The sequence below is a fragment of the Citrobacter sp. Marseille-Q5395 genome (assembly GCF_947057495.1).
GTDB lineage: Bacteria > Pseudomonadota > Gammaproteobacteria > Enterobacterales > Enterobacteriaceae > Citrobacter > Citrobacter murliniae.
On the sequence record NZ_CAMSEL010000013.1, the window covers coordinates 1 to 21,828 of the forward strand.

The window sequence follows — 21,828 nt, forward strand, 5'->3', positions numbered from 1 at the left end:
TCGCCAGCCAAGGGAGGGACGCTGTCCGGGTGTCGGAACATTTAACCCCCTTAATCGCCAGCCAAGGGAGGGACGCTGTCCGGGTGTCGGAACATTTAACCCCCTTAATCGCCAGCCAAGGGAGGGATGCTGTTTGAGTGCCGGAACATTTAACCCCGTTAATCGCCAGCCCAAAAAGAGATGCTTTTGAATACCGGGGAATTGACGTTAGTTGCCACATAGCTGACTCCTGTTAAGTCGGTAGTTTGCTATCGCCAATGTTGAAAGTCATTCCTTATAACTCTCTTTTTACACATAACAAAGTAAACCGATGAGGCTGATATCCCATAATCGACGAAAAAGAAACAGAACGTTAGCGTATAGTTAGAATTACGGTTACAATTAAACGCATAAGGCACGAATGTACGCATTATGCGTAAAGTGTACATATATGCGTTTAATTTCATTATTTAGGTTAAAAGGGATCGGAAGAGAATGAATCTAATTGATAAGATCGCCCTTGTCGGTCAACGAATGAAGAGCGAGCAGATTTCCCTGAAGGAGTCATTATTGGTCTCTTCAAGGGTTTCGGTCTCGGATGATAGTGTTGAAGGTGTAGATCGCCTCATCTATAACCATTGTTTGAATAAAAAAAATCTGTCAGATTTTTTTGGCAAGTCACGCGTCACCTTTAATAAAATCCTTGCCGATCTTGAAGATAGAGGTCTGGTTGGTGCTCCTATCTTTCAGAACAAAAACCATCTCTATACCAGGTGGGACGTCCAAAAAATCATGGATGCTCTGGGCTGTCCTCGGTACAGCGACTATTACCATAGCCGTGCAATCGTAACGCAGAACCATAAGGGCGGCACGGGTAAGAGTACAACTTCAGGGGCTCTTGCTGTAGCCGCAGCGCTTGATATGCATCTAAACGCAAGGACACTTTTGATCGAATGGGACCCACAAGGCTCAATTGGTAGCGGGATGATACAAAGTGTAGCGGAAGATGATGTTTTCCTCACTGCTATTGACGCCATCTTAGGGGTTTATGAAGAGGACTCAGATTACAAAAAATACCTTGATTTAGGGTATTCGGAAGAAGAAATCATTGAGAGTATGCCTTTTTCGACACACCTACCGAATCTTGATGTTATTACAGCATTTCCTACAGATGCGCGATTTAAAGATAAATACTGGCAGTGTTCCAGAGAAGAACGAACAGAGCTATTACTTCGATTCAAAGAAGTTATTCTGCCTGTTTTGAAGAAAAAATACGGCCTGATTATCATCGATACTCCACCAGAGGATTCGCCAATCACTTGGGCAGCTGATGAAGCCGCTGATGGCATTCTTGTTGCCGTATCACCTCGTGAATACGATTATGCTTCCACAACTGATTTCATGTTGACCATCAGCGAGCGTTTCAAACAATCGCCGAGCAAGGGCGAAAATCTGAGGTGGTTCAAAGTGCTGGCTGTTAACGTAGACGATAAGAGTCCATATGAAAAAATTGTTCTGGATAAACTGGTAAGAACAGTGCAGGAACTCTTTATGTCTGCAAATATTAAAAATTCCGAAGCGTTTAAAGCCGCAGCATCAAGGGGCAGAACCGTATTGGATATTAAAAAGTCTGAAGAGCTTTGCTCACCTAAGCAGCTTGATGTGGCTGAAGAATCTGTAATGGCGGTCTACCAGCAATTTATAAATGAGATTAAGAGTTTTTCTGTGAAAGAAAGGAGTAACGCATGAGTGATGAGCAGCATATCGGGAATGACAAATCCCGTTATATTAATGCACCTAAGCGTACTGAAGTCAGCCATCGCTCCGGGCTTCCAGGCCTGAAATCACAGCCTCGACTGAGGAAGCTGTTTGCTTTACATAATGGACGTAAGCTGGAAGCTGAACACATTATTGTACCGGCTGAGAAGGTGGAACTGGAAACCGCAGTACACCCTATGAACCCACGAAACCAGGAAGCTCTCACTGTAAATGCAGTTCGAGATATCCTGGAACAAATTAAGGTACGTGGTGTTGATACAGAAGGCGTTGCTGTCAAACGAAATGGGGTGTATCTGCTTATAGAGGGCAGTCGTAGGCGTTTCTGTTGTATTCAATCTGCGAAGGATTTGCCACTATGGGTGTTGCCGGATGAATTATCCCCGGAAGATATTAATTCCATCATTACAGCAGCACAGACATCACGGAGATTTTCTTACCGTGAAGTTGGATTCCAGTATTTACAGAAAATGAAAGACCTTGGATTTGCAACTAATGAAGAGCTTGCTAATTATCTCGGAATCAGCCATGTATCTGTTTCTAAGCGTATCCAGGCGGCGAAGATAGATAATTCTCTTATTGCTCTCTTTCCTGACTATGAAGGTATTCCTAACTCGTATTACAATCGCTTATCCCGACTACAGAAGTACGTCGAAAAGAATTTATTCTCTCTTGAGGAAGTTGTAGATAATGTTCGGGAGGAAATAAGGAGCTTGGATGTAACCGATATTTCCGAAGCACAGAAGACAGTAATAGATAAAATTACTACAGTAGTTGAACAGCTTGACATAAAACCTCCTAGCAAGGGGTGGGAAACTCGTGAATTAGCCGTGTTTGATAATAAAGATAAATATGCAAGGATTAGCAAAAATGCGTCTGGAAGAAAAATTAGGTTTGAATTTAATAGAATGAATAGCGAATTGATCGCAGAAATTGAGGAGTTTATAAAATCGAAGTTGAAAGAAAAAGAATAATTAAATTTTGCATTAATCCGCATCGCAAGGATGCGGATTTATTACTATGTTGACCTTAATTTCATTCCCTCCATTATCAATACTGTAAAGCCTTAATCATTCTAGATGCGTGTAACTGCATGATCTTTAGAACAAATATCCTTATAAATGAGATTGCAGGTCCCCATGACAGGGACCTAAATTAACTATTGAATGGGTTGATGTGCAGGTTCAGAAAGAAAAGGCCTGAGATCTATGTGAACTGCTGCTGCATTACTGTCATTAATTACGTTTAAAGGGGCTTTACCTGGTAAAGACATTGTTGCAACGTCGGGACCTGAAACAGTAAAGTTATTTTCCGCGCTTGGCATTACTGTGAATATTTTTATTGCAACATTCTCATGCCGATACATAGATATCCCGAACGTGGAGCCTGCTTCAGTATTACTGACATCAACTTCAACCGGTGTCCTACCGATCACTTCATTGGTCAGTATATTTTTCACAATGGCACCATCAGGTGCTGTGTAGATGCGATAAGGATAAGCAAAAGCCACCTCGCAGCAGCAAATACAGATGACGGCCAATATAGATTTCATGATTGCTCCTGTTCCAAAAATGCAAGACTTAATGATTGCGTAACTAGCGTTGTGTTTGTTTCACCCGAGCCGGGAAATTCATATCTAATACTGAACAACAATGGCAATGTGGGTCCATCACTCGACTTTTGTGAAATTTTGGTAAATGCGTTATTAATAAACGTTAATTGGTCAGTGTTGTCGTAGCAAAGGCCGAGTAAACCAACAGTCGGAACAGTAAACAATGAAACTGAACCAGGTGTTAATAACAGTTTCCCACGCGATGAATAGGTGCAACGGCTTCCGGCTAGATTTAGATCCGATAACTCAATAAATTCCTTGGTACCATTCTTGGCGAGCAGCCAGACATCAGTGCCTGAACTCTCAATCAGAAAAGTAACTTTTCCGTCGGTATAGGATTCACTTTTGTTGCTCATCACAGGGTCGAAACCTACTGAGGGGAGGTCTGCAATTTTGCTTCCAACCGACTGACAGCCAGTCAAAAGACAGATAAAAATCACTCCGGCTGCTTTAATCATTACTAGCCCTCATAATCGTTTTCTGTATGGTGCTGATATCGAATTCTTCACCTGGGTAAACCGTCAAATTTTTGGAGAAATAATTAGAACCAACGAGGAAGCTGTTACGTTTACCAACCCAAACAAACTCTGAAAACATAAAAGACCTGAGTTTATCAGTCGCTATAATCTCGTAGGTATGTGAGGACGGTAATGATGCAGTCGCGACATCTGGGATTGTGACGGAAGAGTGAATTTTTTTGGGCACATTGAGACGTAGTGCGACTTCTGGTGAAGGGTCATACTCCTTTGAAAAATCCTGTGATTTTGAAGTTTGGGGGAGGGTGAATTTTTTACCCTGGTCTGGTCCAAAAATCGCAATAACGCTTTTATTCAATTTACTTACGGACACTATCGCCTGTAATGGGGTACTGGATAGGTCATTGACGAAAGAGATTGTCAGGCTGGAACCCGGCTCTAACCATAGAATTTTTTTACCGGCTGCATCTTCATCCAGGGATACAATATTTGATAACAAAACGCCATTTTTGGCTATAACGTCAAATGCAATTTTGGGTATCACAAGGTTCAAAGGCGTAAGTGTTGACTGATTTGCGATCTGGAGATAGTTACGCTTAGTCATGCTTGTTTTAATTACAGGTCTTTGTTGACCATTAACAAGCCACATACCGTCGACATATTTTGCAGAAATAGAAATAAATTCATAGTTAGCCTCAGATTTAGCAACTGACTGCTGAGAAGTAGGCATTGGTGTTTTAGTCGATGCGGTTGCATTGATTGATGGCCACACAAATGCCAGCACCGGTAAAATTATCAGTTTTAATTTCTGCATTATAAAGCAGCCTCTATGTTGTTATCTTTTAAATCCAGGTCAAGTGGTGTTGTGTTTTGTGTGTAAATGCCGTTCTTATTAAGGATCATTTGGTGGCAAATTAGGGTTGGTGTTGAGGCCAGTATCAACTCGACCAGCGTTATTGCCGGAACTGTAGTACGAGGTATACCTGGGGCTAGTAGTGCTGGATCGCTAATTGCTGACATGAACAGCGAGCCAGTATTGATATGGAGACAGTTGCCGACGAGTACAGGTAAGTTAGTCAAAGGTAACCCATGAGCCTTTCTGATGCTATTGACCGGATTCCGACCCAGTACAACGAGGTTGACATCGCTAATATTCATTGGGCTGACTGCGTGATCCATACCAAAAAGAAACTGACTCTGAAAGATATTCACGTTTGCCTGATTAAACGCGAGGAGAGCGTTATAGGTATTGTCGAAACCCTGTCGTATGTCCGTGTAGTCGGATGGACAAACACCGATAGTAATATTTCCTTTAAAAAGCACCTTCATCACCGTGGCCAGCTGGGTGGAGAGCAGTTTGCTGATCTCCTCTTCAAGATAACTGCGGTTAATTTGTTTATGCCAACGTCCGCCTCTTGCACACCACCGTTCGTTAAGAAATGTGCTTGGGTAATAAGTCCTACGATCATTATTTGTGGGTAAGAGCTTCTTCATCATCTCTTCACCAGCCCCGGCTGCTGAGAACACTCGCACAGAACGTCCATCAAAAATACCAGTGTTTATCGCTGTCATTAACTCCATGGGCTCAGGACCATAATCAAAGAGATTCCCGGTAGGGAAAATGATTAGTTCCTCATCTGGGCTCGATATCGAATGGATAAGATTACAAAGCGTCGAATAATGTCCATGGGGATCTGCCAGAAAGAAAACCCTTCCGGAATAATTAGTCAGGTCAATTGTCTGGACGTGCTCAGATGCCATAAATGCCTCTTCTAGAAAGTACAGTAATAATACCGGATGAGTGTCGGCAATATTTTCGTTAAGAGGGCTAATTTCTGCGCTTAGGCAAAATAGAAGTTGAATTCATCTGTAGTATCCGCACAGAGAGACTTTTAAGTGCCGTCTTTGGATAGGATTTTTTAGTGTCGTAAAGCTGAAGAAAACGTCATTTATGTGTGTTTTTATCAAGTGTACATAAAGTAGAGCAAGACAATTTTTAAAAACGAAGGATTCTTTTTTAACAATAACTTACGTGTGTTTCTTGCCTCGTTTTTGTTGACCTAAAGCAACCATTAGTGTATAAATTCCATATCAAAAGTGGTGGGTTAATTAAACCAATTCGAGGGGTTCTGCATGACTGAATTAGTAAAAACAAAACTGGCTGTAGCTGAATCAAACTCTACTGAATTAGAGACACTTAAAGTTGTTATTGATGATGGTAGTAAAGCGGCAAAACTGGTTTGTGTTAACAATCAAGGTGACCTTGTTCCCTTATTGACTCAAAATAGTTTCGTTGCAGATTTCCGGGTAAGCCATGACGGGCTTATTCCGTTTAATTACCTTATTGATGGCCTTCAACGATTCTCTCATCACAGTGAATCTAGTAATGCCCTTGAAACTACCGACGTTGCGCATCAGTACGATGAGATCAGTCGTCTGAATGTTCACCATGCTCTTCATTCCTCTGGTTTAGAGCCGCAGGATGTTCATCTCTATGTAACATTGCCACTTAGTCAGTTTTATACCGCTTTGGGTGAAACCAATGACGAAAACATCCAACGGAAAAAAGACAACCTGATGAAGCCGGTTGAACGTTATATTGATGGTAAGCGTGTTTCATTTAATGTTGTTTCAGTTACCGTGTTTCCTGAGTCACTTCCGGCGGTAACTCGTGCAGATGAAATTGAGTTAATTGAATCTTTTGAATCAAGCCTGGTTATCGATTTAGGTGGGACAACACTTGATGTAGCAAGCATTACTGGTCAGCTGGAACAGATCTCCCGAGTCAAGGGTTTTGACCGTATTGGTTGTTCTATCGTATATGATGAAGTCCGTCGTTATCTGGATTCTTCAAAGCTGAACGCAAGCTACGCGTATATTCAACACTTGGTCGACAATCGTGATAACAAAGCCTCACTAAAGGTTTCTTCCGATGATCTTGATGGTGTCTTCCAAGCCGTAAATAGTGCCGTAGCGCAACTTCAAGAAAAAGTGATCAAAGCAGTCACTCAGGTGGAAGAACGTCCGCACAATGTATTCCTAGTCGGTGGGGGTTCTTACCTGATTGAACCGGCAGTGCGTGAACATTTTGATAAATCGAAAATCATCATGGTAGATAATCCGCAATTCGCTCTCTCACTGGCTATTGCAGATACTGTTTTTGCGTGATGATGGTTTTGTAAAGGGGGGGGGGTATGACAAAAAAAACTGAGAAGGAAAACGATCGCATCCAGATTAGCGCGTTTTGGTTATCGGAAAGGCAATCTCCGTATGCCTATAATTTTCTAAAAAAAAGTGACTTAACACATCGTGGCGAACAGCTTTCCATAATAAGGTCTGCAATCACTACGGGGTTAGTGCTAAATAACCTCTTCCCCGAGCTATCAAGTTTTATTAATGGACTGAATGAGAGATTAACGGCTGCTGATCTAAATCGGTTTTTTAATGATGAATTTAAAAAGAGTGATTTAAGTAATGAACAGTTGAAAGAACAAATAAGTCTTATGCTTGATTCGAAATTCAACGATTTAATTTTAAAGATTAATAATTGCAAGAATCCTGCTGCTGTATTTTCAACTAATTGTCAAACTGATGTCAGTGATGCAGTAAAGCCTGAGACAGCAAAGGAACAGCGGTTGGAATTAATGTCTACAGAACTGGCCAAAAACTCCATGCCTGTGACTGTAGAGACCTTGCCGCCTGTTGCGATCGCAAATCAGAATGATTCAGTTCTAAAAACTAATCATGGTTCTCCGGACGTTAACTTAGCTCAAACCGAAACCATGGCGCTCAGTGAACAAGCGCAAGTGCAGGGTGTGACAACAAAGCAGAAGAAAAGGGCAAATGCAAACCTCGCAAATCTTGCAAAGTAAATATAGAAGTATCAATTGATTAAAATTTGTAATCTCTCAAAAAAGTCAGCTTACCAGCTGGCTTTTTTGTTGGTATATTATTAGTAGATGAGGTTGGATGGTGAACCGGTTACATGTAGTTAATGGAACACTCAATGCTGCATAGCAAGTTAAATAATTTCGTAGAATTATAGATCCAACTCAAAAACTCATTATGAACCTCTTTGGTTGTTTCAGGTCTAACCAGTTTGTTTTATGAAACCTAATTTTAGTTATGTATACTACTAAAAAAAAGGTGGTTTAGCTCCTGTTTATGGTTGTTCGTTTGCACGATTTAAGAACAGGTGTTAAAACGGGTACAGATTTGTCCTAAAGTATTGGTTGAAGTAAGAAATATCTTACTAAAATTGGTACTTATTTATTATTTTATGTAAAAAATCTCTATGCTTTACTGGTCAAGTTAGGTTTTTTTGTTACCCTAGCACCCTATGATCCTAAGAGTTTCTGCCGTGCAATCTGGATGAGCGTAAAGAAACTAACGGCATCATGTGTAACTGTTTGATTATTATAATGAAGGCTGACTGAATGTTATCACGCAACTCACTAATACATGGTTTACGTCGAGATCAGTTAATCGAAGTTCTGTCTATTTCTGAATTCCCAGTTGTCCTGGTCGAGAATCCCTTCATTCAGCCTGAATCAACGGGCAAAAAACCTGTAATTTTTAATATTGATGAATTTCATGTTTCTATCGCTCCAATTTCCTCCCTTAAGTACGACTGGGAATGGGCTCCAATTGATACAATACTCATCGAAGTGGTCATTCCACCTGCGGAAGCAGACCTCGTAAGCGCCGAGAATGATTTTCTTCGCGATGCGGGTATTGGCCATATTCAATGCGAGCCTGGTGGTGTATCGATACGCCGTACAGTGACATTTGTTGGTGGTATCACCGCCGACAATTTGCTGTATCAGCTTAGGCTTATGTGCGTGAGTGCTTTACACCTGATTGGAGAGGAACTGGAGGATGAAAGTTAATTACAAGAAACTATTACCTCTTGTAGTGCTCGGTTTAACAATTGCGGGGGCTTACTCGCTTTTCAACGCAAGACCGGCGGAGCCCGACTTGTACGATTTTACTGGCAAAGTTCTTAAAGCCACGTCTGTTTTCCAACCCTGTGATAAAGAATCCACACCTTCGTTAAACGTTAAAATTGCAGATAACGGAAACATACATATCAATGGTGTTGCATCAAAAGTTACTTTTGTTGAAAAAGTTTCGCCTGATGAAATTTCTGTTAAGTGTGCTGGGTTACCAATCAAAAATGCTCGGCTTGTGCATACGAGTTCTTACACCATGATAATTTCGGAAGGAAAAGGTGGTTTTGTTATTTCGGATTTGATACGCATCCAGGATAATGAAGTCATCTCCGGTATATGGTTCTTTAAGAAGAGAGCATAGCAATGAAAGAACTGGAAGCTATTGGAACGAAGGCTCTACGGGCTAGGGTCTTCAGCCAGTCAGTGGCGATGGCATTTGAAGTGAACGTCGACATAAGTCGGTCTGCTGATAATTCAGCCTTCATAAGCGAGGCTGAAAAATATTACCTTACTCTCCAATTCGCCCCTCCGGCTGACAATAGAGAATATGGGTGGAATTCAGAGGGAAGTATTCTCATGAAACTATCCCAAAACGAAGCCATGGCGCTGGCTTCTGTCTTCCTGAGAATTAAACCTACACTTAAAATTGAAAAGAGAAAAACCACGCATCGCACACACCAGGCTTACAAAAATATCACTATCGGCCCAAATGACCGTGGGGGCTTGTTAGTCACGTCAGGCATTGTTCCGGTCGAAAGGGGTTCATTTAAACCCATAAATTATAATCTTCCCGTAACGCAAATGGATTGTGTTTCAACAGGACTTTTTTTGCTTGGATTCTTGACGCTTAAGATGCCATGGGTATCCTCAGAATCGATAATAACTGCTCTGCGCCTTTCGGAGTCGAAAAGCTGTCAGTGAGTTAAAAATCTTCAATTTTTAGCAAAAAATTAATATTTTTTTTCCTCTTAACGAACAAGATTTCAGATTTTTTTATCGTAGAGTAATTTTAATTCTGCGTAAAAAAAACAGGTGTTCGTCATGAGAAAATCAGGTTTATGTTTAACCCTGTTGTTTTCTTTAATTGCCTCGATTAAGTCGGTACATGCCGAGGCAATTATGATTTCCGGAAAACTCCAGGCTGATATGCCTGCCGTCACGTTTAATCCCGGCCCGGGCGATTTTGTTGCATTCGTAAACAATAATATAATTACTGCCTCAGGCTCTGGAACCGCATGTAATGTGACGGTTGATGATCGTGCGACATCAACGGTGGATAATCTTGTCTGCTTCTTTGAGTGGCTTCCAAATAGCTCTGGATTTACTGCTAACGGGTTCACGTTAACCGGGATTCCAAACAGCTCAGGAGACCTAAAACTCCCTTACAAAATTTCCTATTTTTCCGGTACAGAAAGGCAAAAAGTAGAAGTAGTGAAAGGGGAGTATACAGTTAATGCTCTCGTACCGGTTAAACCGACGATCACCGGCCTAAAGTCGTCTATGAATGGGCTGGTTCAAGAGGGTTACACACTTAAATCTTATATTAAGGATGAAGTGATCAGGAGTTTTGCCGTCTCAGTAGAACCCCGCAATTTTGTGCAATATATTTCTATCGGATCGGGTTCTGCCTGTGAAGTCCCTATTGGTGGGACCAGTTGCACGATCGATGTAGGAAGTATTAAAGTAAGTGATTCGGATTTATTGATAGGTTCACGGGAAATAACTGTCACCGCTAATTCGAAAAATAATTACTTTGCCCCTCCTGAAGCGCAAAAGCTTACGCTGACCTGGGACTACCGTCCTCCTGTTGTTGACCATACTCTCTGGAATTTCACTGATGAAGCTAAAACTATCAGTATTGGCGGTCAGCAAATCTATACCGGCGCTAAAACGGTAGCTGTAGTCGTCAAAGTGCCCCAGGAAGAGACTGAAGGCGAGTGGTGGCTACCAACAGCTATGACGCTGACGATGGTGCCGGACGGGGTTTTCAAGCCGACAACAAAAGTAACTTTGGATGACGGTACGGTTATCGACTTTAAGCAATCCTGGGCAACACCGATACGCCGTACCCTCCAGCCCGTGAGCGGACCCCAGAAGGTCGGCGATGAGTATCTGTATATCTTTGACTTAACAGACCTGACGAATGGCTCTTATGCCGCCACGTTCACTATAGAGAATACTAGCAAGAATACGTCTACGTACAATGAGCCCGAAAGCAAACTGATGCTTTCTGATAACCCCACACTCATGGTACTTAAGGATGGGGCAGCGCTGGCAAAACGAGCACCTGTTTATTTCTTAAATGAAATTATTGTTGCCGCATTCCAGGGGCAGGCCGGGGTTGCGGATATTAAAGCCGTTACTATCGATAACAAAGTTGTTGAACTCACCCCAACGAACTACAAAGGCATTTATTATCTGCCGGTGGGGGATGATCTAGATGTGAATGCTGACCACGAAATCACAGTCGTGGCGGAAAACCTGTATGGCAAGATTGTGACATTCAATACCACTTTCACGTATCAACCGACAGGGTTTGCGCTTAAAAACTTAGAAAAAGACGTCACCTTGTATTCTCGCGTTCGGCAATATACCGATCTGATGAGTCAGACAGCCGGTGATAAATGCACTCTCTTTACTACGGAAGAGAACGCGCAGGCTTATCTTGAGTGGTATGGCGGCAAATCTGATATCACTGCCTGTTACCCTCAGTGGAACAATGTACCGGACGGGCTTGAATTTTACTTTAAAGGCAGGACGCCAGGACTTACGGGGTTCTTCAATAAAACTGGCGAAAACCTGCTCGATTACCAAGTCTATATGATAAACGGTAGAGGCTCTAAAGCTGTGTCGGCCAAATACCGCCGCGTATTGACAACTCAACTGCCATATAACCCAATCCTTACTTACAAGAAAAATAAGTTGGTAACTGGGATCAACCCTAACACTGCACTAGCGTACACGACAGGTGGGGAAGCTGCTCGCCTCTTGGCAAAAGTGGTACCTGCTGATGTGACAGTCTATGTTTCGCAAAACGGGGGTGAGAACACAAAAACGACGTTTAAAAACCGTTCATCAAACAACGATGCAACTACATTCGTTCAGCGTCTGAAAGTAGCCGCAGCCCCACTGTGGACGAAAAATGTATTCGACATTGCTGTAGAGTACTCGAAGGACCCGACAATGCGGACCGCCGATACACTTAACGTGTATACGGTCCCCGACTTCAGCATTCGGGCTACGATGGAAGTCGAAGACAAAAAGACGGCTACTACAATGGAATTACCGTTGAAGGTGTCAGTTGGGCGCTATAACAATTCAACTCGCAAAAGCTCATTTAGCCGGACGACAATGGGTGACTGGGATGTAACCATTTACGCTCAGAAAAGTATCTATGGTAAAGATCCAGAAACAGGCCGTTTTAAAACGACGTATGAACGTACCCCATTAACCGAGGCATTGCCGGTGAATGATGCCGGGGTAGTCGAAACAAAAATCAAAATCGAGAATATGGACCTTGGGAACATGCGTCTTGTCGGGATAGCTAAAGTCCGTTCGCCTTTCGCTGATTTTGAATTGACCCGGGAAACAAGTGCGGTCGGCATACGTGTGTATAAGGGTGAAGAGCTGGAGGGTAATCTCTCAAAGAGCCTGATTATCGGCCGTATCCCGCTCAGTACGCTTGTGAACTTCAAATCGGCCAGCACAGCTAACTCTGATGCGCTTGCTCCTACCGAGTGGCAGGAGTCGTCAGACAATGGGCAGACATGGACGATGCTTTCGGACATGACTGGGAAGAGAAGTATTTCAATCAGAAAAACTGACGTCGGTAAGTGGCTCTACAGGGCCAAGATGACCAACAAGTTTACGTCAAAAGTGTCTTATAGCGACGTGCTGACAGTTGTAACGTACAAACAGCCTAAGCTAAGTATTGATGTTGCGGAAATTCTTGAAGGCGATGATTTACCAGTCTCGTTGCTGGATAATGATGAGCCGATTCCGCAGGGTACGGCTGAAGTAATGTGGTCGGAAGATAAAATTAATTGGGTCGCGGGTGACACTACCTATACCGTGACTGCCGCTGAGAAGCTTCCGCCAACTATCTACGCCCGGATGCGCTATCTGGATTCAGACGACCTGGCTGAAGAGTCCTCCTGGAAAGAGACGTCTGCGCGGTTAACGGTCGCTAAACCCAAGCGCCTTTCCGTTTCAGTGAGCAGCATTTCAAAGGTAGAGGTGGGAAGTAAAGTTACTTTAGATGGTAAATACTCCAACCCGAACAGTCGGTACCAGAACGGAAATGACGTCATTGAAGAATGGACTGCCCCTGACGGACAGAAAATCAGAGGGCCTAAGTTGTCGATGACGCTGACAGAGGAGATGCTGGATAAGCAAGGCTATGCGGCATTTACATACAGTGCATGGCTCGCTGACAGCAAGGAAAGTACCATTTCCACGCGGAAAGTATCGATTAAGTCCTGGGTGTATAAGTTCCCTGAAATGAAAGTCAGTACGAAGCTAAAATACACTATGGCCCCGTCGACCTTACACGTCGCCCTGACCGGAATAAAAGACGGTGACTATCCGGGAGTAACTTATTCACGGGAGTGGATCTACGATAAGGAAAATATCTCCATTTCAAAAGATGAAGGAGATACGAAAGAGTTTGCAATTGCGAAGCCGGGTAAATATACGTTGATGATCGTTTTCCGCGATAATCGTAATAACGAACAGCGTATTGAAAATACCTTCGTCGTCGATGAGCAAACTCCGATGACTGTTGAAATGACCCCAAAATTCTCTAATAAGTTCATGAGGGCTCCTCTTGATGTCACACTAAGATCTAATATTAAACTGGCGCACTCTGCTGACAGTATTGATACGGTGACGTATAAAGTAAATGGAGAGGTTGTCCAGGGTAGTAAAAACTATTGGGCTCAGGGAATTCCCGGTCTTACTGAGAAAAAATATGAAATCACGCTGGATGTTGTCAGTAAAATGGGACAGCGTGGTACAGCATCAGTAGATTTTGATGTTGTAAAAAACGCCGCTCCGCAATGTGTGCTAAGCCATACAGAATCCAATATGAGCTGGAGTTTCACAAATAAATGTGTCGATACTGATGGCAAACTGGTTCGTTATGAATGGTATATCAATGATGAACTAAGGAATGTTTTTGGCAGCACTGCGACACTATCGAAAAATCTTAATCGTGGGAAGCAAGATATCCGTGTAGTCGCATATGATGATAGTGGAGATTCAGCAACACAGCGCACGGTCGTATATGGCCCAGATGAGGAAAAATCAAAGGCTGTAGAAACAACTGGTACATCGCAGTAAGACAAATTTATGTACTGAAATAGAAGCCGGGACAGTAATGTCCCGGCTTTTTGTCTTTGGTCTTTTGAATTGATTTCGTCGGAAAAGTTACTTTGCATGAACGGTGATACAAGTCTCATGAATCACCAATCAATGGCAATAATGAAAGAAAAAGAGGGGCGTAAATTATCAGAAATAACTGGCTTTGTAGAAATAATGACGGTCCAAAACATGGATAATAGGTATTAAGGTAATGTAAAAATTAGTCCTTTGGTTCCGGTATCTGAGAGAAGCAGGTTATGAGCGAATACATACCTAAGAAGCGTGGGTTACTGAGTTTTGATTGGTACGTGCCGATCAATTTGGCAATTCTGATACTGGTACTGGCCATCTTCTTTACTCGATTTACATTTGGACATGGGCTATTAAATGGTTGTTTACCTGCTGATTTTTACATGATTGACTTGAAGGATAAATCTGTCAAGGCAGGAAACATCATTGCATTTCATATGCCAAAATCAGTCCGATTTATACGTGAAAATGAGAAGGTTATTAAAATTGTGGCGGGGGTAGGCGGAGATCGCCTAAGAGTCACAATGGATGGCGTTTATAACGGGAGCAAGTTTTATAAAGCTAATGCCAGACGTATTTCAATGAAATACAACATACCTGCTGAGTCTATTGAAAGAGAATTAACTATTCCGAAAGGAGAAGTTTTTTTAATTGGCCAAACGGATCACTCATGGGACTCACGATTTTGGGGGCCGGTTAAGTTGACTTCAGTTATTGGGAAAACATATGCGATCTATTGAATTAAAAACAACGATTAAGCCTCTGGCCACCTGCCTGGCGTTTTACGCCTTGATGTCCACCGCTACGGCTAGCCCCCAGTATCAACAGGTTGCTGACGACATTGCTAGGCAAGCTCAAGTATTGGGCGCTCAGTCAACGCCGCCGGAAACAGCAGAAGGCCCGCTCTCGTCAGGCTCTCTGGATTCTCCGGATGTCCAGAAGTACGTCCGCCAGGCTGAAGCTTTGAAGCAAAACAGGGACATCAGTCAGCCAACGAATCGGGGCTATGTACCGGGTATGAATGCTGACAGTGTGCAGGCGGTTATCGATCATACTCAGGCTATACGCGCTCAGAATAATAATTCTGAAGCAGTTAATGACATTATTCGCAGACGTGATGAAATTCAGGGAAATATTCAGCTGAACGACTCAGCACTGAAGTCTGTCGAAAATAAACCAGAAGTAATGCGCAGCCAGTCGACGAATATCGAAAAAATGTTTGGTACCTCAGGGATCACCGCCGCTGACTTCGAACGAAAAATAGATAGCAGACGGGAAGAGGTGCTTTCGACAGAAAACGGTATCACTATCTTTGCGTCATTTAGCCTGCCTGATTACGTCCTAGAAGATCTACTCCGTACCGCGTCACAAAATAAGGCGAGAGTGGTTTTTAATGGTCTGAAGAAAGGCACGACGCGTCTTCCGGAGACTCAGGCTGCAATCAATCAGTTGGTGGTGAAGGGGAAGTTTGACTCTCCACTGATTACGATTGACCCTGATGCGTTTGACCAGTACCAGGTCACGCAGGTCCCGACAATTATCTCCCGTGAGGAATCCCGATTCGCTAAAATGGTCGGTTCGTTTAACGTTGATTTCTTCCAGCGAGAACTGGCCAGAAATCCCGATCAGGATATTTTACCTAATGCTGGTACGACCTATCCGGTCGAAGAGAAAAGCATTATTAAAGAGCTCGAAGAGCGAGCACAAAAGTATGACTGGGAGGGCGCCAAGAAGCGAGCTGTTGCAGACACATGGAAGAACCAATTCATGGTTAATCTGCCTCCGGCTCAGGAGCACAAGGAATGGTTAATTGACCCGACTATCAGGGTCACTCAGGACGTGAAAGATAAGCAGGGCCGCGTCATTGCTTCTGCGGGCGAGCTGATTAACCCGCTGAGCAGGTTCCCGCAGAACCTCACCATGATAATTTTTGACCCATTGAATCCGGGGCAGCTTGATTGGGCTGAGAAGCAATATCGCCAACTTCTTGGCAGCGGACAGGTTATGCCGATGTTTACGCGAATTAAACAGGAAAATGGTTGGGACCATCTGAATGATCTGCGCGAGAAATTTAACGGGAAAGTATTCAAAGTCAATGAGCAAATTATTTCCCGCTTCCAGATTAAAAACACTCCAGTGTTGATTTCAACTGAAAAAGATAAATTCCGGATAACGCAATTCAGTGAAGCTGAAATACGTGGTGTTGGAGAAAAAATCTCGGCAGAGGAGAACTGATATGAAGATCGGATTTATTTTAGGGGCGCTGCTGGCCACATGGCTGACTCTGAATTACCCGGACCTGATGAGAGAGTATTTCAACAAAGTGGTTACGTATATGGAAAGCGTGACAACATTCATTACTAAATAGTGAGCGTGCCGGTGAAGAAGCTAAAAAAGTTACTTTTGGAAATTTTGGTTGCTGTCATGCTGTCATTTTCCCTGCCTGCAATGACCATGGCCGCAGATACCGGCGTCCCGGGAGCAATGTGCCAGTCAGCTGGTGTGTGGCAGGGACTAATCAAAAATATCTGCTGGAGTTGCATCTTCCCGATGCGGATCATGGGAATTGGTGCGGCACCTGAAGGTGCCGCACCCTCACGCCCCGGCTGCTATTGCACAGACCAAAATGGGATACCAGAAATCGGATGGCAGTTAAGTTTTTTCCAGCCAGTTAAAATCGTAGAAGTAGTGAAAAGCCCATGGTGCAGCCCATTTTTGGAGGGAACCATGTTGCAAAAATCACAGTTCGATATTGGCAAGAGCAATACTAACCAGCCTATGACTGCTACAGAAGCCGGATTCTACGACGTACATCTCTGGGAATTCCCGATCATGACAATGTTGAAATTGCTGATAATCGGTGAATGTACAGCAGAACCTTATATTGATGCCAGTCTGACGTATATCAGCGAAGTTGATCCAATGTGGGAAAGTGATCTGTTGACGCTCGTGCTGAACCCCGAAGCTGTGGTATTTGCAAACCCTATTGCCTCAATGGTATGTGCTGCTGACTGCGTGGCAGTGACTGCCGGAAAGGATAATTTGGCTGCCTATTTTTGTGCCGGTTGTGATGGTAACTTGTACCCGCTTACAGGGCACGTCTATGCGAATGATGATGCCGTCAGAACCAGTTCACTTATTACACAACGACTACTAACTAAGTTACATCGGCAAGGAATGCTAATGAGAACAATGGGAGCAGATGCAATGTGTGAGAAAACATGGGAATACTTCACTCCTCGTTCACAATATAGACTTTCAATGCTTTACCCAACGCCAGAAGCTAAAGGGCCTGATTGCTGCCATAGGCTTGGTGACTCCGTACATGATTGGTCAACACTGAAAGGTGGACGAAAGAAAATAGGCATAGATAATTATGTCTATATGCTATGGAGATATAATGACTGTTGCGTCCGTTTTAATCCCGGTGCTTAATTGCAGGAGGCTTTTAATATGAAAACTAGGAAATTAATTGCTTCAACAATTATTGCGTCTATGCTCGCAAATACTATGAGTTGGGCATTTTACGTTTCGCTCATTAACATGGTTATGACACCAAAAATATACGCAGCTGATGCGATATTTGATCAGTTGGAAAACAATTTTGACCTTGCGAACCCCAACGCAAATCGAAATGCAACAACAAGTGCTCAGGATATTGTAGAGAAGTACAAGAATGCTGATTCCGGGGAAAACCTGAGCGGAAAAATATCAGATAAATATGTAGGTAAAGCAGATTCAATAAACTTAGACGTTGGGAAGTACGGGGCGCTGAACTCAAACGAAAGTGTTATGAGTAATGCTGCATCTGACGGCAAGTCGATCGGTAAGACCGTACAGTTACCGAGCATGACGGGCGGTACGATCAACTCTAATTATACGAAAGAGGGGGCAAAGTTACTTTCCAGAGACAGTAGCGGTAACATTGGTATAAGTAACAACACGAATACAACGGCAGGAACCAAAACCAGTACAGGAGAGCTATTCAGCTCAGAGCAGAAGCACAGTGATATTCAGTTTAATTCCGGTGGCCGGTATGGAGATGAGGATGGATTCATCAATGACATCAAAAATCGAAAAAGTCAGCTGTTTGAAGCGCAGAGTTACGATGGGGTTGCCTACCGTACACTGGTGAATGCAAATAAAGACAACCCAGCATCTAATATTAAACCTAACGACCCTATGTTCAATGCTGGCCGAAATGAAATTGGTAATGCTGTAGCCGGTACAGGCAACTGGCTACAGAGTTGCAATACGGAAACAAAAAAACAAACTATTACTACGCACTATCCAGATTATAAAGAGTTTTACTGCAACTCACCCAAGAAAGATAACTTTAATAGTTGCACAATAACTCGTGATTTTTCCGTACCTGTTTATATCTCAGGTGGTAATGGTGATATGTCTATGTGCGGGGATAATTGTGTGAGGGTCTGGTTCGGCAGAAGAGACGACAACTATTGGAACGATGGAGTATATGACAACTCATTAACCTTAAAATTTCATCCTGATGCAAAGCTTGCAACTGCGAAAATAATTAATGCAGAGTGGGATGATCATATGAGGGTCACGCTTGATGGAACGCAGATTTTTGCTCACATAGATGGAGAATATAGAAGTAGCAATTATCCATCACCACAAGGGCCATGGGAGCTGAAAAAATCATGGAAGCTTGACAAAGTCTACGATATTACCGACCAGGTAAGAAACTCTGTATATCAGGAGGTGGACCGTGAAGTGACAATGGCGTCACGTGTTTGGGTAGGTGGCGGTGGGGAAGGCTATTTTGAAGTTGAGCTGACTTTTGAAAATATGAAGCTGGAGGATAAACATATACAGGAACCCGCAGGTTGTTTTGATGCAGTACAAACGCCGAATTCATTCTGTCGGTTTGACCGGTTTGTGAACATGGATGTCGGTACAAAGCGGCTCCCGGAAACTGTGCTTAAAATGGCCACACCGCTTTATAAAGGCGATACCGGGTTCTTAACCTGGAAAACAAACCTTGAAGGTTACTTCTGTGATCCCCTGGCGAAGGAAAAGCTGTGCTCATATGATGCGAAGGGAAACATCATGAAAGACGCCGCAGGAAAAGACCTCTGCTACAACTACGACGACATTAAAAATATGCCTGACGCTTGCGGCACATATAAAAATGATGCTGCGTGTGTGCTCGATACACAGACTTGTGCAGAAGGTTGGTTCGATGAAGGCACAAATACATGCTACATGTATGAGCAGAAATATACGTGTGACAGAGGTAAGGACGTCGTCAGAGAGGTAGAGTCACAGACTAACGCCTGTGTAGGTATGATCCCATGTTCTGGTGGAACATGCGAAACCGGCCCAAAAGAGGAAAACAATGATTTTGGGAAAGTGGCCGCGTACTCAAACATGGTTCAGTACATGCAGGGTGAGGCAAAATGCGAAGATCCCAACGACCCTAATTCCTGCTCCGTCTTTGAGGGGAAAGCAGAATGGTGCGGCAGGTCCGTTGGTTTTGTGAACGGGCTGGCCAAAACAGATTGCTGCGAACAGCCACAGGGTACCGCTGGCTCACTAGAGGCGATTATGCTGGCTGGGTCGATGATCCGAAACACGAACTGGACACGAGTGAATGCTCAGCTGGTAAGCTGGACCGGTGGGGAGAGTGGAACCTGGGCTTCAATGGCTAACTCGGTTGGTGAATGGACAGCATCGGCAGGTAAAACTGTTGGTCAGATGTGGAACAATGTCACCAGTTCGCTAACCAGCGTCTACGAAAATGTGGCCGGTAACCTTGGGCGAACAGTAGGTTCATCCACTGCTGGTGGAAGTGGTCAACTTGCTAAGGAGACAATGAGCTCTTTCGGGCTTGGTACCCTTAAGAAGATGGCCATGGAAAAAGCATATGACTTGCTTCCCGATACAGTAAGGGACTTCGTTTTTAAAAATGTAGCGACAACGGGTGGCGAAGTAGTCTTTTCAGCAGCAATTCAAAACTTTATGCTTGCATTAAATGTCATTGGCTGGATTTATACCGCATATCAAATAACAAAAATGTTGCTTGAAATGCTTGTGGCCTGTGATCAAAAAGAAATGGAAGCGTCTATTCATAAAAATCAGAAATCCTGTTTCACACTGGATACTGAACGCTGTGTTAAATATCTCAATATGGGATTTACAAAGAAGTGTGTTAAAAAAGCAACAGACATGTGCTGCTACAATTCAATGTTATCTCGCGTGATTATGCAGCAGGCGTATCCTCAACTTGGAATAGATCCGGTTGCTTCGAGTTGCGTTGGATTATCAATTAGTCAAATACAGAGATTAGATTTTGATAAGATCGATTTAACTGAATGGATTAACGATGCCGTCCAGGTCGGAGAAGTTCCTGATCAGTACGCTACATTCTCCGAGTCATCGATAACAGAAAATTTGCCATTTAAAAATGAAAATTACCAACTTCCATCCCAAAGAACGAAAGAATCAATGGGTGGTGAGGATAATATGATAAAAGCTAGACAGGAAAATAATCAGGCAATTAAAGAGGAGAATGTGGACTGTAGCTATCTACCACGGCCCGCGATTTGTGAAGTTGGGTCAACTTATGTAGACCCAATTACTGGGAAGGAATTACCAAAATACTAAATGTAGGGGCTGTAAAGCCCCTTTATTTTTATTTTGCTTTAAGAGTTTTTTCAGGGAAACCCTTCTGACCATATTCTCCTGCGAAAAGATAATAATCTTTACCGTTAATAGATGCAGCAACGCCACCTGGGGTAGTGAATTTTGGACTGTCAGAACGGAAAATAATACCTGAGAAGTTAGTACTAGATTCATTGCCTTTAAATGGAATGAATACGTAACGAACTACTGAATAATCACCGGCAGGTAGATTAAGTTGAGGGATTTCAGATCCAGACGCTGGGCGAATAACCTGGAAGCTGTACATGGACTTAGTCGGCATTACGTCGGCAGCTGGCTTTGAAGGGAGGTCGCAGGTACTCCATTTATTCATCACTGCCATATCAATCTTGCATGAAGCCAGAGCCGCACTTTGCTTCGAAGGATTGAACCCGAGTGCCACCTGTGACTCTTTGGTGTGATTATAAACATATGCAGCACCGGCACGTACTAAGCTTTCATCGTTATAAGGAAGTTTTTTAGGGTTCGGGACAAAGACGACGTATTGGTTAACCTGGATATATTCAGCGTCAGAGGAGCTGTACATTGATCCCAAACTCATAATACTTAATCCACTGAGCCCTCCTGTAACATAGCCCATAGAGCCACTAATTAGCAGTTTGGAAAGCAAGTTATCTGCATCGCCACCCGGCTGGACTGTTTCTTCATTAAAAGTAACGTCAAAACCGGCCAAAGAGTAAGCATTTTTGGCTACCGAGTCTTTAGAATTAGCATGCCAGTAGAGCCCATGAGTGTCGCTGTGCTGTGCAGAATTCGGGGTTTTACCAGCATCCCGGGCACAACCAACCAGCGATGCACTGGCAACAAAAGCAGAAACCAGAGATACAAAACGTTTAGTTTTCATTTGAGACCCTTCTTTGAATGATTTTTTTGTCTAGAAGCATTATTTCATACTCGTCAGTTTCTCAAACAACCAAAATGCAGAAAAAATGAAAAAATGTGAAGCGAACAAAAA

At 43.2% G+C, this 21,828-nt stretch carries 18 protein-coding genes; 13 read left to right on the plus strand and 5 right to left on the minus strand.

Annotation, left to right across the window (positions count from 1 at the left end):
• Positions 1–474: 474 nt before the first annotated feature.
• The gene (locus OH663_RS15470) at positions 475–1,728 is read left to right on the plus strand and encodes a ParA family protein (RefSeq protein ID WP_015063110.1); all 1,254 of its coding nucleotides are present in this window, start codon (positions 475–477) and stop codon (positions 1,726–1,728) included.
• Positions 1,725–2,729: a ParB family protein gene (locus OH663_RS15475; RefSeq protein WP_040115168.1), complete on the plus strand. Its 1,005-nt coding sequence runs from the start codon at positions 1,725–1,727 to the stop codon at positions 2,727–2,729. Before OH663_RS15470 ends, OH663_RS15475 begins: the two co-directional genes overlap by 4 nt.
• 185 nt (positions 2,730–2,914) lie before the next feature.
• Here OH663_RS15475 and OH663_RS15480 read toward each other — a convergent pair whose 3' ends face one another.
• The 4 genes from OH663_RS15480 to OH663_RS15495 are packed head-to-tail and all read right to left on the minus strand — an operon-like array spanning position 2,915 to position 5,604.
• Positions 2,915–3,307 (minus strand): hypothetical protein, encoded by a 393-nt coding sequence (locus OH663_RS15480; protein WP_015063112.1) that lies wholly within the window; start codon positions 3,305–3,307, stop codon positions 2,915–2,917.
• Positions 3,304–3,825 (minus strand): hypothetical protein, encoded by a 522-nt coding sequence (locus OH663_RS15485; protein WP_015063113.1) that lies wholly within the window; start codon positions 3,823–3,825, stop codon positions 3,304–3,306. The genes OH663_RS15480 and OH663_RS15485 overlap by 4 nt, the downstream gene beginning before the upstream one ends.
• A complete protein-coding gene (locus OH663_RS15490) occupies positions 3,818–4,657 on the minus strand; it encodes a hypothetical protein (protein WP_015063114.1) in 840 nt (279 codons plus the stop codon). The genes OH663_RS15485 and OH663_RS15490 overlap by 8 nt, the downstream gene beginning before the upstream one ends.
• Positions 4,657–5,604 (minus strand): metallophosphoesterase, encoded by a 948-nt coding sequence (locus OH663_RS15495; RefSeq protein WP_015063115.1) that lies wholly within the window; start codon positions 5,602–5,604, stop codon positions 4,657–4,659. Before OH663_RS15495 ends, OH663_RS15490 begins: the two co-directional genes overlap by 1 nt.
• Positions 5,605–5,976: 372 nt before the next feature.
• Between OH663_RS15495 and parM the strand changes: the two genes are divergently transcribed.
• The 11 genes from parM to trhN all read left to right on the plus strand — a co-directional run bounded on the left by parM (position 5,977) and on the right by trhN (position 20,816).
• Positions 5,977–7,011, plus strand: a complete 1,035-nt coding sequence (gene parM / locus OH663_RS15500) for a plasmid segregation protein ParM domain-containing protein (RefSeq protein WP_015063116.1) — start codon at positions 5,977–5,979, stop codon at positions 7,009–7,011.
• 26 nt (positions 7,012–7,037) lie between these two features.
• Positions 7,038–7,715 carry a hypothetical protein gene (locus OH663_RS15505; RefSeq protein WP_015063117.1) on the plus strand — a complete coding sequence of 226 codons (678 nt, stop codon included), beginning with the start codon at positions 7,038–7,040 and terminating at the stop codon, positions 7,713–7,715.
• A gap of 564 nt (positions 7,716–8,279) precedes the next feature.
• The gene (locus OH663_RS15510; protein WP_015063118.1) at positions 8,280–8,732 is read left to right on the plus strand and encodes a hypothetical protein; all 453 of its coding nucleotides are present in this window, start codon (positions 8,280–8,282) and stop codon (positions 8,730–8,732) included.
• Positions 8,722–9,156 (plus strand): hypothetical protein, encoded by a 435-nt coding sequence (locus OH663_RS15515; protein WP_022652166.1) that lies wholly within the window; start codon positions 8,722–8,724, stop codon positions 9,154–9,156. Before OH663_RS15510 ends, OH663_RS15515 begins: the two co-directional genes overlap by 11 nt.
• Positions 9,157–9,158: 2 nt before the next feature.
• Positions 9,159–9,716 carry a hypothetical protein gene (locus OH663_RS15520; protein ID WP_022652167.1) on the plus strand — a complete coding sequence of 186 codons (558 nt, stop codon included), beginning with the start codon at positions 9,159–9,161 and terminating at the stop codon, positions 9,714–9,716.
• A 120-nt stretch (positions 9,717–9,836) separates the two neighbouring features.
• Positions 9,837–14,135: an IncHI-type conjugal transfer protein RSP gene (gene rsp, locus OH663_RS15525; RefSeq protein WP_040115165.1), complete on the plus strand. Its 4,299-nt coding sequence runs from the start codon at positions 9,837–9,839 to the stop codon at positions 14,133–14,135.
• A 278-nt stretch (positions 14,136–14,413) separates the two neighbouring features.
• A complete protein-coding gene (gene trhF / locus OH663_RS15530) occupies positions 14,414–14,926 on the plus strand; it encodes an IncHI-type conjugal transfer protein TrhF (RefSeq protein ID WP_015063122.1) in 513 nt (170 codons plus the stop codon).
• Positions 14,913–16,421 carry an IncHI-type conjugal transfer protein TrhW gene (trhW, locus tag OH663_RS15535; protein WP_015063123.1) on the plus strand — a complete coding sequence of 503 codons (1,509 nt, stop codon included), beginning with the start codon at positions 14,913–14,915 and terminating at the stop codon, positions 16,419–16,421. Before trhF ends, trhW begins: the two co-directional genes overlap by 14 nt.
• A 1-nt stretch (position 16,422) precedes the next feature.
• A complete protein-coding gene (locus OH663_RS15540) occupies positions 16,423–16,554 on the plus strand; it encodes a hypothetical protein (RefSeq protein ID WP_022652169.1) in 132 nt (43 codons plus the stop codon).
• Positions 16,555–16,565: 11 nt separating this feature from the next.
• Positions 16,566–17,621 (plus strand): IncHI-type conjugal transfer protein TrhU, encoded by a 1,056-nt coding sequence (gene trhU / locus OH663_RS15545; RefSeq protein WP_022652170.1) that lies wholly within the window; start codon positions 16,566–16,568, stop codon positions 17,619–17,621.
• An 18-nt stretch (positions 17,622–17,639) separates the two neighbouring features.
• Positions 17,640–20,816 (plus strand): IncHI-type conjugal transfer protein TrhN, encoded by a 3,177-nt coding sequence (trhN, locus tag OH663_RS15550; protein ID WP_015063125.1) that lies wholly within the window; start codon positions 17,640–17,642, stop codon positions 20,814–20,816.
• Positions 20,817–20,844: 28 nt separating this feature from the next.
• Here the strand turns inward: trhN and OH663_RS15555 are convergent, their stop codons facing one another.
• Positions 20,845–21,717 (minus strand): hypothetical protein, encoded by an 873-nt coding sequence (locus OH663_RS15555; protein ID WP_015063126.1) that lies wholly within the window; start codon positions 21,715–21,717, stop codon positions 20,845–20,847.
• Positions 21,718–21,828: the final 111 nt, after the last annotated feature.

Excerpts from the sequence above, each read along its gene's own strand:
- OH663_RS15505 (WP_015063117.1), top strand. The coding sequence starts at position 7,038 with ATGACAAAAAAAACTGAGAAGGAAAACGATCGCATCCAGATTAGCGCG.
- OH663_RS15520 (WP_022652167.1), top strand. The coding sequence starts at position 9,159 with ATGAAAGAACTGGAAGCTATTGGAACGAAGGCTCTACGGGCTAGGGTC.
- trhW (WP_015063123.1), top strand. The coding sequence starts at position 14,913 with ATGCGATCTATTGAATTAAAAACAACGATTAAGCCTCTGGCCACCTGC.
- OH663_RS15510 (WP_015063118.1), top strand. The coding sequence starts at position 8,280 with ATGTTATCACGCAACTCACTAATACATGGTTTACGTCGAGATCAGTTA.
- OH663_RS15515 (WP_022652166.1), top strand. The coding sequence starts at position 8,722 with ATGAAAGTTAATTACAAGAAACTATTACCTCTTGTAGTGCTCGGTTTA.
- OH663_RS15480 (WP_015063112.1), bottom strand. The coding sequence starts at position 3,307 with ATGAAATCTATATTGGCCGTCATCTGTATTTGCTGCTGCGAGGTGGCT.
- trhN (WP_015063125.1), top strand. The coding sequence starts at position 17,640 with ATGAAAACTAGGAAATTAATTGCTTCAACAATTATTGCGTCTATGCTC.
- OH663_RS15470 (WP_015063110.1), top strand. The coding sequence starts at position 475 with ATGAATCTAATTGATAAGATCGCCCTTGTCGGTCAACGAATGAAGAGC.
- parM (WP_015063116.1), top strand. The coding sequence starts at position 5,977 with ATGACTGAATTAGTAAAAACAAAACTGGCTGTAGCTGAATCAAACTCT.
- OH663_RS15475 (WP_040115168.1), top strand. The coding sequence starts at position 1,725 with ATGAGTGATGAGCAGCATATCGGGAATGACAAATCCCGTTATATTAAT.
- OH663_RS15485 (WP_015063113.1), bottom strand. The coding sequence starts at position 3,825 with ATGATTAAAGCAGCCGGAGTGATTTTTATCTGTCTTTTGACTGGCTGT.
- trhF (WP_015063122.1), top strand. The coding sequence starts at position 14,414 with ATGAGCGAATACATACCTAAGAAGCGTGGGTTACTGAGTTTTGATTGG.
- OH663_RS15555 (WP_015063126.1), bottom strand. The coding sequence starts at position 21,717 with ATGAAAACTAAACGTTTTGTATCTCTGGTTTCTGCTTTTGTTGCCAGT.
- OH663_RS15490 (WP_015063114.1), bottom strand. The coding sequence starts at position 4,657 with ATGCAGAAATTAAAACTGATAATTTTACCGGTGCTGGCATTTGTGTGG.
- OH663_RS15540 (WP_022652169.1), top strand. The coding sequence starts at position 16,423 with ATGAAGATCGGATTTATTTTAGGGGCGCTGCTGGCCACATGGCTGACT.
- OH663_RS15495 (WP_015063115.1), bottom strand. The coding sequence starts at position 5,604 with ATGGCATCTGAGCACGTCCAGACAATTGACCTGACTAATTATTCCGGA.
- rsp (WP_040115165.1), top strand. The coding sequence starts at position 9,837 with ATGAGAAAATCAGGTTTATGTTTAACCCTGTTGTTTTCTTTAATTGCC.